Annotated in this window: 12 protein-coding genes, 1 pseudogene and 1 riboswitch; of the genes and pseudogenes, 11 read left to right on the top strand and 2 right to left on the bottom strand. The window is 69.4% G+C overall.

Annotated elements, in window-relative coordinates:
* The first annotated feature begins 23 nt into the window (after nucleotides 1-23).
* Nucleotides 24-872, top strand: coding sequence for an RNA polymerase sigma factor WhiG (whiG, locus tag ACIBLA_RS33345; protein ID WP_363242473.1), 849 nt, complete (start codon nucleotides 24-26; stop codon nucleotides 870-872).
* A gap of 73 nt (nucleotides 873-945) precedes the next feature.
* A complete protein-coding gene (locus ACIBLA_RS33340) occupies nucleotides 946-1506 on the top strand; it encodes a helix-turn-helix domain-containing protein (RefSeq protein ID WP_363242564.1) in 561 nt (186 codons plus the stop codon).
* 292 nt (nucleotides 1507-1798) lie between these two features.
* Here ACIBLA_RS33340 and ACIBLA_RS33335 read toward each other — a convergent pair.
* Nucleotides 1799-2392 (bottom strand): annotated as a pseudogene (locus ACIBLA_RS33335) (peptidoglycan DD-metalloendopeptidase family protein); the annotation flags it as partial.
* Nucleotides 2393-2683: 291 nt separating this feature from the next.
* Between ACIBLA_RS33335 and rpsB the strand changes: the two are divergent.
* From rpsB to ACIBLA_RS33290, 9 genes are all read left to right on the top strand, one after another.
* Complete coding sequence (rpsB, locus tag ACIBLA_RS33330) at nucleotides 2684-3628, top strand: 30S ribosomal protein S2 (protein WP_399200794.1); 945 nt, start codon at nucleotides 2684-2686, stop codon at nucleotides 3626-3628.
* Nucleotides 3629-3715: 87 nt separating this feature from the next.
* Entirely contained in the window at nucleotides 3716-4576 is an 861-nt protein-coding gene (gene tsf, locus ACIBLA_RS33325) for a translation elongation factor Ts (protein ID WP_399200793.1), read from the top strand.
* Between the two features lie 198 nt (nucleotides 4577-4774).
* The gene (gene pyrH, locus ACIBLA_RS33320) at nucleotides 4775-5554 is read left to right on the top strand and encodes a UMP kinase (RefSeq protein WP_399200792.1); all 780 of its coding nucleotides are present in this window, start codon (nucleotides 4775-4777) and stop codon (nucleotides 5552-5554) included.
* Nucleotides 5555-5681: 127 nt separating this feature from the next.
* Complete coding sequence (gene frr, locus ACIBLA_RS33315) at nucleotides 5682-6239, top strand: ribosome recycling factor (protein ID WP_363242467.1); 558 nt, start codon at nucleotides 5682-5684, stop codon at nucleotides 6237-6239.
* Nucleotides 6239-7309, top strand: a complete 1071-nt coding sequence (locus tag ACIBLA_RS33310) for a phosphatidate cytidylyltransferase (protein ID WP_363242466.1) — start codon at nucleotides 6239-6241, stop codon at nucleotides 7307-7309. The genes frr and ACIBLA_RS33310 overlap by 1 nt, the downstream gene beginning before the upstream one ends.
* 175 nt (nucleotides 7310-7484) lie before the next feature.
* Nucleotides 7485-8597 (top strand): 23S rRNA (adenine(2503)-C(2))-methyltransferase RlmN, encoded by a 1113-nt coding sequence (gene rlmN / locus ACIBLA_RS33305; protein WP_363242465.1) that lies wholly within the window; start codon nucleotides 7485-7487, stop codon nucleotides 8595-8597.
* Between the two features lie 55 nt (nucleotides 8598-8652).
* Nucleotides 8653-8777: riboswitch (TPP riboswitch) on the top strand.
* Nucleotides 8778-8856: 79 nt separating this feature from the next.
* Nucleotides 8857-9951, top strand: coding sequence for a thiamine ABC transporter substrate-binding protein (locus tag ACIBLA_RS33300; RefSeq protein WP_363242464.1), 1095 nt, complete (start codon nucleotides 8857-8859; stop codon nucleotides 9949-9951).
* 125 nt (nucleotides 9952-10076) lie between these two features.
* Nucleotides 10077-11690, top strand: coding sequence for an ABC transporter permease (locus ACIBLA_RS33295; protein WP_399200791.1), 1614 nt, complete (start codon nucleotides 10077-10079; stop codon nucleotides 11688-11690).
* Nucleotides 11690-12778 carry an ABC transporter ATP-binding protein gene (locus ACIBLA_RS33290; protein ID WP_363242462.1) on the top strand — a complete coding sequence of 363 codons (1089 nt, stop codon included), beginning with the start codon at nucleotides 11690-11692 and terminating at the stop codon, nucleotides 12776-12778. The genes ACIBLA_RS33295 and ACIBLA_RS33290 overlap by 1 nt, the downstream gene beginning before the upstream one ends.
* Nucleotides 12779-12827: 49 nt before the next feature.
* On the opposite strand, the gene ACIBLA_RS33285 is transcribed toward ACIBLA_RS33290, so the two are convergent.
* Entirely contained in the window at nucleotides 12828-14006 is a 1179-nt protein-coding gene (locus tag ACIBLA_RS33285; RefSeq protein WP_363242461.1) for a Rossmann fold nucleotide-binding protein, read from the bottom strand.
* Nucleotides 14007-14052 lie beyond the last annotated feature (46 nt).

Raw genomic sequence — 14052 nt, 5'->3', positions numbered from 1 at the left:
GGCAGAACGGCTCAAGGCAACGCATGCCCCAGCACACCTCCGGGTCCGACCGTGCGGCGGCGCCCCCCGTGGTGCCCCAAGCGGCCCGCGGCGAAGTGCGACCCTCCGCTCCCTCGGCGCTTGACACCTTGTGGCGGTCGTACAAGACCACGGGCAACGAGCGGCTGCGTGAGCAGTTGATCCTGCACTACTCGCCGCTGGTGAAGTACGTCGCGGGCCGGGTGAGTGTGGGACTGCCGTCCAACGTCGAGCAGGCGGACTTCGTCTCCTCCGGAGTCTTCGGGCTCATCGACGCGATCGAGAAGTTCGACATCGAGCGGTCGATCAAGTTCGAGACCTACGCCATCACACGCATTCGCGGGGCGATGATCGACGAACTGCGCGCGCTGGACTGGATCCCACGCTCCGTACGCCAGAAGGCAAGGGCGGTCGAGCGGGCGTACGCCACGCTGGAGGCGAAACTGCGACGTACCCCGTCGGAGACCGAGGTCGCGGCCGAGATGGGCATCGCCGTCGAGGAACTGCACGCTGTCTTCAGCCAGTTGTCGCTCGCGAACGTCGTGGCGCTTGAGGAACTGCTGCATGTCGGCGGAGAGGGCGGCGACCGGCTCAGCCTGATGGACACGCTGGAGGACACAGCGGCCGACAATCCGGTCGAGGTCGCGGAGGACCGCGAGCTGCGACGACTGCTCGCCCGCGCGATCAACACCCTTCCCGAGCGCGAGAAGACCGTGGTCACCCTCTACTACTACGAGGGGCTCACGCTGGCGGAGATCGGCAACGTCCTCGGCGTCACCGAGAGCCGAGTCAGCCAGATCCACACGAAGTCCGTGCTCCAGCTCCGAGCGAAACTGGCCGACGCAGGGCGCTGAATCGTCCCTGCCCCGCCTGCGGGAGCGGTCCCGGCCGTACAGTGAACCCGTGCCCAAGATTCGAGCGGCCTCCGTGGCCGAGCACCGGACCATGCAGCGCGGCGCCCTGCTGGACGCCGCACGTTCCCTCCTGTCCGAAGGCGGCACGGAGGCGCTGACCTTCCCCGCCCTTGCCGAGCGCACGGGGCTCGCCAGGTCGTCGGTCTATGAGTACTTCCGCTCGCGCGCGGCCGTCGTCGAGGAACTTTGCGCCGTCGACTTCCCCGTCTGGGCCGCCGAGATCGAGTTCGCCATGGCGGAGGCGACGACCCCTGAGTCCAAGATCGAAGCGTATGTACGCAGGCAGTTGAGCCTCGTGGGCGACCGCCGTCACCGCGCGGTGGTCGCCATCTCCGCGAGCGAACTGGACGCGCGAGCCCGGGAGAAGATCCGAGCGGCGCACGGCGGACTCATCGTGATGATCGTCGACGCCCTTTCGGAACTGGGCCACGAGCAGCCGAGGCTGGCCGCGATGCTGCTCCAGGGCGTGGTGGACGCCGCTGTGCGGCGGATCGAGTTGGGCGCGGCCGAGGACCCCGTGGTGATCGCCGAGGCGGCGGTGTCCATGGTGCTCCGAGGCGTACGCGGTACCTGACCCGCGTACGACTCCCCTGCCGCACCCACGCGGCTGCCGCGAGCAGGGCGGCGGCGTGCAGAGCGTCGCCGGCCACGGAGGCGGTCTCCTCGGCCATGATCGCGACATCGTCCGGCAGGAAGGGCGACGTTGATGCGGTCGGCACCTGAGTGGCGGTCGGCTCCGGGACGCCGAACACCGGCAGAAGACGGGCCGGGCCGCGGAGGAGCAGGTCGTCGGGCAGCAGGGACAGCGGGTCGAGATAGGTCTCGCCACGCAGCAGACCCCAGTGCAGACATCCGCCCGCGCAGTGGAACGGTCCCGGCCCGAGGACGGCGACGACCTGGCCCGCCACCACCTCCTCGCCTTCGGCGACAACCGAGGTCACCGGTTCGTAGGTGGTCCGCAGTGGTGGTTGGCCCGTGCCGGTCAGCGTGATGGAGAGGACGCCGCGGCCCGCCACCCTGCCGCTGAAGGACACCCGGCCCGGAGCGGCGGCGCGGACGAGAGTGCCGGGAGCCGCGGCGAGATCCACGCCCCGGTGTCCGGGGCCGTACGGGGAGGCGGGCGGCTCCCACCCCCGTAGGAGAGTCTGTCGCGGACCCACCGGCCAGGCCCGGTCACCGCTGACACCGCTGTCGGTCCCGGCGTCCGTGGCGGTATCGGCCGCGGCGCCGGCGTTGCCGCCCGAAGTGGCCGCGGGCGCCTCCGCACCGGCACCGGTGCCGGTGTTCGACTCCTCGTTGTCCGCGGCCCGCGCTTCGGGCGAGGGACCGAACAGGACAGCCGCCACCACCCCCGCGAGCGCGGCGACGCCGACGGAGACGCAGAGAGAGATGACCCCCCGCCGACCACGGCGGCCGGGCCGGGCGGAGGCGTGAATGAGCAGTTCGTGGACAGTGATCATGTCGTTCACGCTGCCGCAATCGGCGGATCCGTGTGGATCATGCTCGGATTCTGTGGATAACCGGCCCATTGTGCATAACTCCGTCACCCTCGCACTCCGTCGTCGGGCACAGTGCGGGTCCCGTACACTTCCTGTGGCGATCCGGGTCACCGGATCGACTTCGCACGCCCCGCCGCCGGCCTCTTCGCCGGTGTCCGCGCTTCTCGGTCCCTAGTGGCAAAGCGTTCCGGGGCGTCAGGCGCGACCGCCGTCCGGTGGACGCGACAACCGAGTACCTCAAGGAGTACGGCCATGGCCGTCGTCACGATGCGGGAGCTGCTGGAAAGCGGCGTCCACTTCGGTCACCAGACCCGTCGCTGGAACCCGAAGATGAAGCGTTTCATCTTCACGGAGCGCAACGGCATCTACATCATCGACCTGCTCCAGTCGCTGTCGTACATCGACCGCGCCTACGAGTTCGTCAAGGAGACCGTCGCCCACGGCGGTTCCATCATGTTCGTGGGTACGAAGAAGCAGGCCCAGGAGGCCATCGCCGAGCAGGCGACGCGCGTTGGCATGCCGTACGTCAACCAGCGCTGGCTGGGCGGCATGCTCACCAACTTCTCCACCGTCTACAAGCGCCTTCAGCGTCTCAAGGAGCTTGAGCAGATCGACTTCGAGGACGTGGCCGCCTCCGGCCTCACCAAGAAGGAGCTCCTGGTCCTCTCCCGCGAGAAGGCCAAGCTGGAGAAGACCCTCGGTGGTATCCGCGAGATGCAGAAGGTGCCCAGCGCCGTCTGGATCGTCGACACCAAGAAGGAGCACATCGCCGTCGGCGAGGCGCGCAAGCTCCACATCCCGGTTGTCGCGATCCTCGACACCAACTGCGACCCCGACGAGGTCGACTACAAGATTCCGGGCAACGACGACGCGATCCGCTCCGTCACCCTGCTCACCCGTGTGATCGCCGACGCCGTCGCCGAGGGCCTCATCGCCCGCTCCGGCGCCGCGACCGGCGACTCCAAGCCGGGCGAGAAGGCCGCCGGCGAGCCTCTCGCCGAGTGGGAGCGCGACCTCCTCGAAGGTGACAAGAAGAGCGACACCGAGAAGTCCGCGGACGCCGCCGAGGCGCCGGCCGAGGTCCAGTCCTCCGCCGAGACCGCGAAGGTCGCCGACGCGGAGCAGGCCGACGAGGCCGCCGCTCCGGCCGAGGCCCCCGCCGCGGAGGCTCCGGCCGCGGACGCCGACAAGGCCTGACCTCAAAGGTTCGGTTGCTGACGGCGGGGGCCACGGGCCCCCGCCGTCCACCCGTAGATCTTCGACTTCCGAGAGAGATTCACAGACATGGCGAATTACACCGCCGCTGACGTCAAGAAGCTCCGCGAGCTCACCGGCGCCGGCATGATGGACTGCAAGAAGGCCTTGGTCGAGGCCGACGGCGATGTCGACAAGGCCGTCGAGGTACTCCGCGTCAAGGGCCAGAAGGGCGTCGCCAAGCGCGAGAGCCGCAGCGCGGAGAACGGCGCTGTCGTCTCCCTCGTCTCCGACGACAACACCGCCGGCGTTCTGCTGGAGCTGAAGTGCGAGACGGACTTCGTCGCCAAGGGTGACAAGTTCCAGGCCGCGGCCAACGCGCTCGCCGCGCACGTGGCCGCGACCAGCCCCGCCGACATCGACGTGCTGCGCGCCTCCGAGATCGAGCCCGGCAAGACCGTCCAGGCCTTCGTCGACGAGGCCAATGCCAACCTCGGCGAGAAGATCGTCCTCGACCGCTTCGCGCAGTTCCAGGGCGACGGCAGCTTCGTGGGCACGTACATGCACCGCACCATGCCCGACCTTCCGCCGCAGGTCGGTGTCCTGGTCGAGCTGGACAAGGGCAGTGCCGACGAAGCCACGGCCGCCACCGTCGCCAAGGACGTCGCCCAGCACATCGCCGCGTTCGCGCCGAAGTACCTCAACCGTGAGGACGTTCCGGCCGACGTCGTCGAGAACGAGCGCCGCGTCGCCGAGGCCACCTCCCGTGAGGAGGGCAAGCCCGAGGCCGCACTGCCCAAGATCGTCGAGGGTCGGGTCAACGGCTTCTTCAAGGAGGTCACCCTCCTCGACCAGCCGTTCGCCAAGGACAACAAGAAGTCCGTCAAGAAGGTCCTGGACGAGGCCGGTGTCACGCTGAAGCGCTTCGCGCGCATCCGCGTCGGCGCCTGAGTTCCGGACACCGTTCCGGGGCCGACCACCCCGGGACAGCGCAGTCGTACGCGATCGACGGTGGACCCGGCTAGGGTCTACTGCAGCCGCCGGCCGAACACGCGCCGGACGGCCGCAGATCTGACGAGGAGGCCATTGCCGCTAGGGACACAGACCCACCGGCAATGGCCTTCTTCGTATGTGCACGAGGAGATCCCCATGAACAAGGGCGCGGACGCCACCCAGTCCACCGACGACAACAGCGACCCAGGCAAGAGGGCCGGGCGCTTCATGCTGAAACTGTCCGGTGAGGCGTTCGCCGGCGGCGGAGCGCTCGGCGTCGACCCCGACGTCGTACACGCCATCGCCCGCGAGATCGCCGCCGTCGTACGGGACGGGGCGCAGATCGCCGTCGTCATCGGCGGAGGCAACTTCTTCCGCGGTGCCGAACTCCAGCAGCGCGGCATGGACCGGGCCCGCTCCGACTACATGGGCATGCTCGGTACGGTCATGAACTGCCTGGCGCTCCAGGACTTCCTGGAGAAGGAAGGCATCGACTCCCGCGTCCAGACCGCCATCACCATGGGGCAGGTCGCCGAGCCGTACATCCCGCTGCGCGCCGTACGTCACCTGGAGAAGGGCCGCGTCGTCATCTTCGGCGCCGGCATGGGGATGCCGTACTTCTCCACCGACACCACCGCCGCCCAACGCGCTCTGGAGATCGACGCCGAAGCGCTGCTGATGGGCAAGAACGGCGTGGACGGAGTCTACGACTCCGACCCCAAGACCAACCCCGACGCGGTGAAGTTCGACGCGCTGGAGTACGGCGAGGTGATCACCCGCAACCTCAAGGTCGCCGACGCCACGGCCGTCACTCTCTGCCGCGACAACACGCTGCCGATCCTTGTCTTCGAACTCCTCACGGAGGGCAATATCGCGCGCGCCGTCAAGGGTGAGAAGATCGGCACTCTCGTGAGCGACCAGGGCACCCGGGCCTGAACTCGGGCTGCCCCGCACGGGGATGGACAAAGCCCTGCCGGTCGGACACCGTGCAGGAAGAAGACGCGACGCAGGTTCCGCCGGCCCTGTTAGCACCGGGCCCACTCAAGACACGCAGGAGCAAGTGGTGATCGAAGAGACCCTCCTCGAAGCAGAGGAGAAGATGGAGAAGGCCGTCCTGGTCGCCAAGGACGACTTCGCCGCGATCCGCACCGGTCGTGCGCACCCGGCGATGTTCAACAAGATCGTGGCGGACTACTACGGTGCCCTGACCCCGATCAACCAGCTGGCCTCGTTCTCGGTGCCCGAGCCGCGCATGGCGGTCGTGACCCCGTTCGACAAGAGCGCGCTGCGCAACATCGAGCAGGCCATCCGCGACTCCGACCTCGGAGTGAACCCGAGCAACGACGGCAACATCATCCGGGTGGTGTTCCCCGAGCTCACGCAGGACCGCCGCAAGGAGTTCATCAAGGTCGCCAAGACCAAGGCGGAGGACTCGAAGATCTCGATCCGTTCCGTGCGTCGCAAGGCCAAGGAGGCGATCGACAAGCTGATCAAGGACGGCGAGGTCGGCGAGGACGAGGGCCGCCGCGCGGAGAAAGAGCTCGACGACACCACGGCGAAATACGTCGCCCAGGTCGACGAGTTGCTCAAGCACAAGGAAGCCGAGCTGCTCGAGGTCTGATGAACGACTCTTCCTGGGGGGCCCCGCCGACCGCCGGCTACTGGGGACCACCTGACCAGGGGGCTGCCCCGGCGGGTCCCGCATACGATGAGCTTGACGCACAGCAGACTCGGCCCATGCCCATCGTGCCCGACGTACCCGCGAGCGGCGGGGCCCAGGATGACGACCGGGGGGCTGCTCGGCCGGGCGGCCCCCCGTTCCGTGACGAGACGCCGCAGGAGCCCATGTCCGCCCCTCCGCCACCTCCGCCGAAGAAGCGGGCAGGCCGCGACCTCCGCGCGGCCATAGGGGTCGGTGTGGGGCTCGGCGCGGTGATCGTGGCGTCCCTCTTCATCGTGAAGGCCGTCTTCATCGGCGTCATAGTGGTCGCGGTCGTGGTCGGGCTCTGGGAGTTGACCTCCCGGCTCGACGAGAAGAAGGGCATCAAGGCACCCCTCGTCCCGCTCGCGGTCGGTGGCGCCGCGATGGTCATCGCCGGGTACGTACGGGGCGCGGAAGGTGCCTGGGTCGCGACCGCGCTCACCGCGCTCGCCGTGCTCGCCTGGCGCATGACGGAGCCGCCCGAGGGCTATCTCAAGGATGTGACGGCGGGCGTCTTCGCGGCGTTCTACGTGCCCTTCCTGGCGACGTTCGTCGCGATGATGCTCACGGCGGACGACGGCGCGCAGCGCGTGCTCACCTTCCTGGTGCTGACCATCGTCAGCGACACCGGTGCGTACGCGATCGGCTGGCGTTTCGGCAGCCACAAGCTGGCACCCCGCATCAGCCCCGGCAAGACCCGCGAAGGGCTGTTCGGCGCAGTGGCGTTCGCCATGGCGGCCGGCGCGCTGTGCATGCAGTTCCTCATCGACGACGGCACTTGGTGGCAGGGCCTGTTGCTCGGCCTCGCCGTGGCTGCCAGTGCCACGCTCGGCGACCTGGGCGAGTCGATGATCAAGCGGGACCTCGGGATCAAGGACATGGGCACGCTGCTGCCCGGTCACGGCGGCATCATGGACCGCCTCGACTCGCTCCTGCCGACGGCCCCGGTGGTGTGGCTGCTGCTCGTGGTGTTCGTCGGCTCGGGCTGAGCCGTATCCGTACCGGTTACCCTGGTAAGGCCCGCAGTCCTGGACGGCGGGCCTTACTGCGCTCCGCGGTCGCGGGGCCTGCCACATGAGGTCTCCTGGCACCGGCAGTGTGCCCATGTCCCTCCCGCAGCCGGCGGGGAGCACCGGCCTCGTCGTACCGAGGAGAAAACAGCTCATGGCACCGCCCAATCCCGGAGAGCTCACCTTTGTCGCGCCCCGTGGCGCCAAGAAGCCGCCGAGGCACCTCGCCGACCTCACACCGGACGAGCGTCGCGAGGCTGTCGCGGCGCTCGGTGAGAAGGCGTTCCGGGCCAAGCAGCTGTCGCAGCACTACTTCGCGCGGTTCGCGCACGACCCCGCGGAATGGACGGACATTCCGGCGGGCGCGCGCCAGAAGCTCGCCACGGAGCTGCTGCCCGACCTGATGTCCGTGGTGCGGCACATCTCCTGCGACGACGACACCACCCGTAAGACGCTGTGGCGGCTGCACGACGGCACGCTCGTCGAGTCCGTTCTGATGCGCTACCCGGACCGGGTCACCATGTGCATCTCCTCGCAGGCCGGCTGCGGCATGAACTGCCCGTTCTGCGCCACGGGGCAGGCGGGTCTCGACCGCAATCTGTCCACGGCCGAGATCGTGCACCAGATCGTGGACGGCATGCGCGCGCTGCGCGACGGCGAGGTCCCCGGCGGCCCCGCCCGGCTGTCCAACATCGTCTTCATGGGCATGGGCGAACCGCTGGCCAACTACCGCCGCGTCGTGGGGGCGATCCGCCGGCTGACCGACCCGGAGCCGGACGGTCTCGGCCTCTCGCAGCGCGGCATCACCGTCTCGACGGTGGGCCTGGTGCCCGCGATGCTGCGATTCGCCGACGAGGGCTTCAAGTGCCGCCTCGCTGTCTCCTTGCACGCGCCGGACGACGAGTTGCGCGACACCCTCGTACCGGTCAACACCCGTTGGAAGGTGCGGGAGGTGCTGGACGCCGCGTGGGAGTACGCCGAGAAGTCGGGCCGCCGGATCTCCATCGAGTACGCCATGATCCGCGACATCAACGACCAGGCGTGGCGGGGCGATCTGCTGGGGCGGCTACTCAAGGGCAAGCGGGTGCACGTCAATCTGATCCCGCTCAACCCGACGCCCGGGTCCAAGTGGACGGCCTCCCGCCCCGAGGACGAGAAGGCCTTCGTCGAGGCCGTCGCGTCCCACGGGGTCCCCGTGACGGTGCGCGACACCCGCGGCCAGGAGATCGACGGGGCGTGCGGTCAGCTGGCGGCGACGGAGCGCTGAGCACTGCGCGGGGGCCTCGTCGGGGCCCATGTACGCTGGGGCTCGAACGAATTACATATTCCGACAGGGGAGCGCCACAGCGCTGAGAGTGCGGCAGAGGTTCGAGAAGAACCTCACGGTCGCAGACCCTCTGAACCTTGCCCAGGTCATTCTGGGTAGGAAGTTCGGTCATCACTCAAGCTGTTGCGCCCTGCCCTGCTCCGGTCCACCGGTGCAGGGCAGGGCCGCGTCTTCTCCTGGACATCCCAGGAGGAATTAAGTGCGTACCACGAAGAAGATGGCGACCGGCGCCGTCGCCGCCGCGTTGGGAGTCTCCGCGCTTGCCGCGTGCGGGGGCGGGTCCGAAGACTCCACGTCGCCGGACGGCGAGAAGTCCAAGAGCGTGACGCTCGTCGCCCACGACTCGTTCGCCGCCTCGGACTCCGTACTGAAGGAGTTCACCGAGCAGACGGGCTACACCGTCAAGGTGCTCAAGAGCGGCGAGGCCGGCGCGGCGCTCAACAAGGAGATCCTCACCAAGGGTTCGCCGCAGGGTGACGTCTTCTTCGGCGTCGACAACACCCTGCTCTCCCGCGCACTCGACAACGGCCTGTTCACGCCGTACGAGGCGAAGGGCCTCGACCAGATACGTGCCGACGTACGGCTCGACGACGCCAAGCACCGTGTCACCCCCGTCGACACCGGCGACATCTGCGTCAACTACGACAAGAAGTACTTCACCGACAAGAAACTGGCGCCGCCGGAGTCCTTCGCCGACCTGACGAAGCCCGCCTACAAGGACCTCCTCGTCGTCGAGAACGCCGAGCAGTCCTCACCGGGCCTCGGCTTCCTCCTCGGCACCGTCGCCGCGTACGGGGACGACGACTGGCAGGACTACTGGAAGCAGCTCAAGGCCAACGGTGTCCAGGTCGTTGACAGCTGGGAGCAGGCCTACAACGAGGAATTCTCCGGCTCGGCGGGCGGCAAGAAGGCGAAGGGGGAGCGCCCGCTCGTCGTCTCGTACGCGTCGAGCCCGCCTGTCGAGGTCCTGTACGCCGACCCGCAGCCCAAGGAGGCGCCGACCGGTGTCGCCGCGGGGACCTGCTTCCGGCAGATCGAGTTCGCCGGGCTGCTCCAGGGGGCGAAGAACGAGGCGGGTGGCAAGGCCCTGCTCGATTTCCTGGTGAGCAAGCCCTTCCAGGAGGACATGCCGCTCAACATGTTCGTGAACCCGGTCGTCGACGGCGCGAAGCTGCCCGCGCTCTTCACCGACCACGGCGCCGTCGTCGACAACCCGGAGACCGTGGCCCCGGAGAAGATAGCCAAGAACCGTGACGAGTGGATCCAGTCGTGGTCCTCGCTCGTCGTCAAGTAGGCGCGGACGCCGCCCGGAAGAGCGAGGGGACCACTGCTGCTGCCGGTCCGGTCGGGCGAGGACGGGGGGCGGGGCTCGCGGTGCGCGTCGTACGGCGCCGGGGGAGCGCCGTACGAATCTGCCTCATGGCCGTGCCCGTCGCGTTCTTCGCGGTCTTCTTCGCCTACCCCGTCGCCGCGATCGTCGGCCGCGGGCTGACGGCTGACGGTGCGTGGCACTGGGGCAGGTTCGGCGACGTGCTGAGCCGGCCCGACATCGGGCAGGTGCTCTGGTTCACGACGTGGCAGGCCGCGGTCTCCACCGCGCTCACCCTGCTGATCGCGCTCCCCGGTGCCTATGTCTTCGCACGCTTCGAGTTCCCCGGCAAACAGCTCCTGCGCGCCGTCGTGACCGTGCCGTTCGTTCTGCCGACCGTCGTCGTCGGCACGGCGTTCCTCGCGCTGTTGGGGCGCGGCGGGTTGCTCGACGAACTGTGGGGCGTGCGGGCGGACACGACGGTATGGGCGATCCTCCTCGCGCATGTCTTCTTCAACTACGCGGTGGTCGTCCGCACCGTGGGCGGCCTCTGGGCGCAGCTCGACCCACGTCAGGAGGAGGCCGCACGGGTGCTCGGCGCCGGGCGGTTCGCGGCGTGGTGGCGCGTCACGTTGCCCGCGCTCGGCCCCGCCGTCGCCGCCGCGGCGCTGATGGTCTTCCTGTTCACGTTCACCTCCTTCGGCATCGTCCAGATCCTCGGCGGTCCTGCCTACGCCACCCTGGAAGTGGAGATCTACCGGCAGACCGCGCAACTGCTCGATCTGCCCACCGCCGCCGTTCTGACCATGGTGCAGTTCGCCGCCGTCGGCGCGGTCCTGGCGCTCCACGCCTGGACCGTACGGAGGCGGGAGACCGCTCTGAAGCTGGTCGACCCCGCACAGACGGTGCGCAGGCCGCGCGGAGCCGGCCAGTGGGTGCTGCTCGCAGGTGTGCTCGGCACCGTCCTCCTCCTGCTCCTGCTGCCCCTCGGCGTGCTCATCGAGCGGTCGCTCGACGGCCCCGGCGGCTACGGCTTCGACTACTACCGGGCGCTCCGTTCGGTGGAGGCGAGCGGCGGCACGTTCCTCGTACCGCCGTTGGAAGCGGTCTGGAACTCCCTGCGCTACGCCCTGATGGCCACGGTCATCGCCCTGGTCGTCGGCGGGCTGGCCGCTGCCGCGCTCACCCGGCGGGCGGGGCGCCTCGTACGGGGCTTCGACGCGCTGCTGATGCTGCCTCTGGGCGTCTCCGCGGTGACCGTCGGCTTCGGTTTCCTGATCACGCTGGACAAGCCGCCGCTTGACCTGCGGGCGTCGTGGATCCTGGTGCCGCTTGCCCAGGCATTGGTCGGGGTGCCGTTCGTCGTACGGACCATCCTGCCTGTGCTGCGTGCCGTGGACGGGCGGCTGCGTGAGGCCGCCGCCGTTCTCGGGGCGTCTCCGCTTCGCGCGTGGCGAGAGGTGGATCTGCCGATGGTGCGGCGAGCGGTGCTGGTGGCCGCCGGATTCGCCTTCGCCGTCTCGCTCGGCGAATTCGGTGCCACGGTCTTCATCGCCCGACCGGACCGGCCGACACTGCCGGTCGCCGTCGCGCGGCTGCTGGGGCGGCCCGGCGACCTCAACTACGGGCAGGCGATGGCGCTGAGCACGGTGCTGATGGTGGTGTGCGCCGTAGCTCTGCTGGTGCTCGAACGTATCCGTACCGATCGTTCCGGAGAGTTCTGATGGCCCTGCTCACTCTTGAGGACGTGACCGTACGGTTCGGGCGGCGTACGGCGCTCGACGCGGTGGATCTGGAGATCGCCGCGCACGAGATCGTCTGCGTCCTGGGGCCGAGCGGCAGTGGCAAGTCCACCTTGCTGCGCGTCGTCGCCGGTCTTCAGCCGCCGGATGCCGGACGGGTGTTGCTGGAGGGCACCGACCAGGCGGGGGTGCCGGTGCACCGGCGCGGTGTGGGACTGATGTTCCAGGATCACCAGCTCTTTCCGCAGCGTGACGTCGGCGGCAACGTCGCCTTCGGACCGCGCATGCGCGGTGAGTCGCGCGGTGAACAGCGGCGACGTGTCGCCGAGTTGCTCGACCTCGTCGGCCTGCCTGGCGCCCAGCGCCGCGCCGTCGCCACACTGTCCGGCGGCGAGCAGCAGCGTGTGGCACTGGCACGGGCGCTCGCTCCCCGGCCCCGCCTGCTGATGCTCGACGAACCGCTCGGCCAGCTCGACCGAGGCCTGCGCGAGCGGCTGGTCGTGGAACTGCGCGGCGTGTTCGAGCAGTTGGGAACGACGGTGCTCGCCGTCACGCACGATCAGGGCGAGGCCTTCGCCCTTGCGAACCGGGTCGTGGTGATGCGCGACGGGCACGTCGCCCAGACCGGCACCCCGATGGACGTCTGGCAGCGGCCCGCCTCCGCGTTCGTGGCGCGCTTCCTCGGCTTCGACAACGTCGTGCCTGCCACGGTGCACGGCGACGCCGCCGATACGCCCTGGGGCAAGATCCCGGTGCCCGCCGGCTCGCCTCAGGGTCCGGGCACGCTGCTGGTACGTCCCGCCGGAGTACGACTCGGCGAACCCGAGGACGGACTGCGCTGCACCGTCGGGGCGCGCACCTTCCGCGGCAGCCACGTCGCCGTCGTGCTCCGCCCCGTGGATGGGCCGGAGGTGGAGGCGGAGTGCGGTCTTCGCGACGTGCCCGACGAGGGAGCGACGGTCGGAGTCTCCTTCGCGGCCGAGGACGTGGTGGTCCTGGACGACCGAGAGCCGCCCTCGGCGGACACCGAGGAGCGCACGGCTTCAACGGGCGACAACGGGGCGGACTGACGACACGGACGGACTGACGAGCCGCCATCCGGTCGGTGCGCGCGGTCGGTCAGGCCGAGAGCCGGGCCAGAGCCTCGGGAGCCTCGGTCACCGAGTCGACAAGCGCGATGCGGGATTCCATCGAGCGCTCCCGCGCCAGCGACGTGAGCAGCGGCCAGGCAGGCAACCGCTCGGTCCAGTGCGCGCGGTCGACGAGGACCATGGGCGTCGGTTCACCGCGCGACTCGTAGTAATTCGGCGTCGCGTTGTCGAAGACTTCCTGGACGGTGCCAGCGGCGCCGGGCAGGAAGATGACGCCGGCGTTGCAGCGGGCGAGCAGGCCGTCCTCGCGGGTCGCGTTGGCGAAGTATTTCGCGATGTGGCCGGCGAAGGGGTTCGGCGGTTCGTGGCCGTAGAACCAGGTGGGTATACCCACGGAGCCATCACCCCCGGGCCAGCGGCCCCGTACCTCGAAGGCGGCACGCGCCCAGTCCGAGATCGAGGGACTGAACGACGGGGTCTTGCCGAGGATTTCGAGCGCCTCGTCCAGCATCTCGTCGGGATGCGGTGCGGCGTACGCACCGAGGTTGGCGGCTTCCATGGCGCCGGGGCCGCCACCGGTCGCGACCGTCAGCCCCGTACGGGCCAGATCGCGGCCCAGACGCGCCGCGCCCGCGTACGCGTCGGTGCCCCGTGCCATGGCGTGGCCGCCCATCACGCCGACGACGCGTGCGCCGACGAGGAGTTCGTCCAGCGCGTCCGAGATCGCGTCGTCGTGGACCGCCCGCAGCATCGACGCGAGTATGTCGCCGTCGGCCTTGGTCCGCTGGAACCACTCGTACGCGAGCGCGTCCGGCGTCGCCTCGTACCCGCCCTCGTCCAGCCCCGCGAACAGTTGCTCGGGCGAGTAGAGCAGGCCTCGGTACGGGTCGAAGGGGAGATGCGGGACGGGAGGGAAGACCAGCGCCCCGTCCGCCCGTATCTTCGCCGCGGCGTCCGGTGCCATCGGGCAGCCGAGGAAGACGGTTTCGGAGGTGTCGGTGGACAGCAGAGCGAGCGTACGGTCCGTCAGATCGACCGACTGGATGCGGAAGCCGCTGAGCGTCCCGCCCAGGATCACCTGGTCGAACTCGTCGAGGGTTTCGATCTCGCGGTCCAGGCCGTCCGCCCGGTGGTCCCAAGGCCCCTGCGGGCCCTGCGCCGTCGGCTGTCGTGCTTCATGTCCGTCGTGTCCTTCGTCGTACGCCATGCGGACACGATAGGCCCCGCCTACGGGTGGGGAGTTGGAGTCCCGG

The organism is Streptomyces sp. NPDC050433, assembly GCF_044458565.1.
In the GTDB taxonomy this organism is placed as follows: Bacteria; Actinomycetota; Actinomycetes; order Streptomycetales; family Streptomycetaceae; genus Streptomyces.
This window is presented reverse-complemented; position numbering and strand designations above follow the sequence as displayed.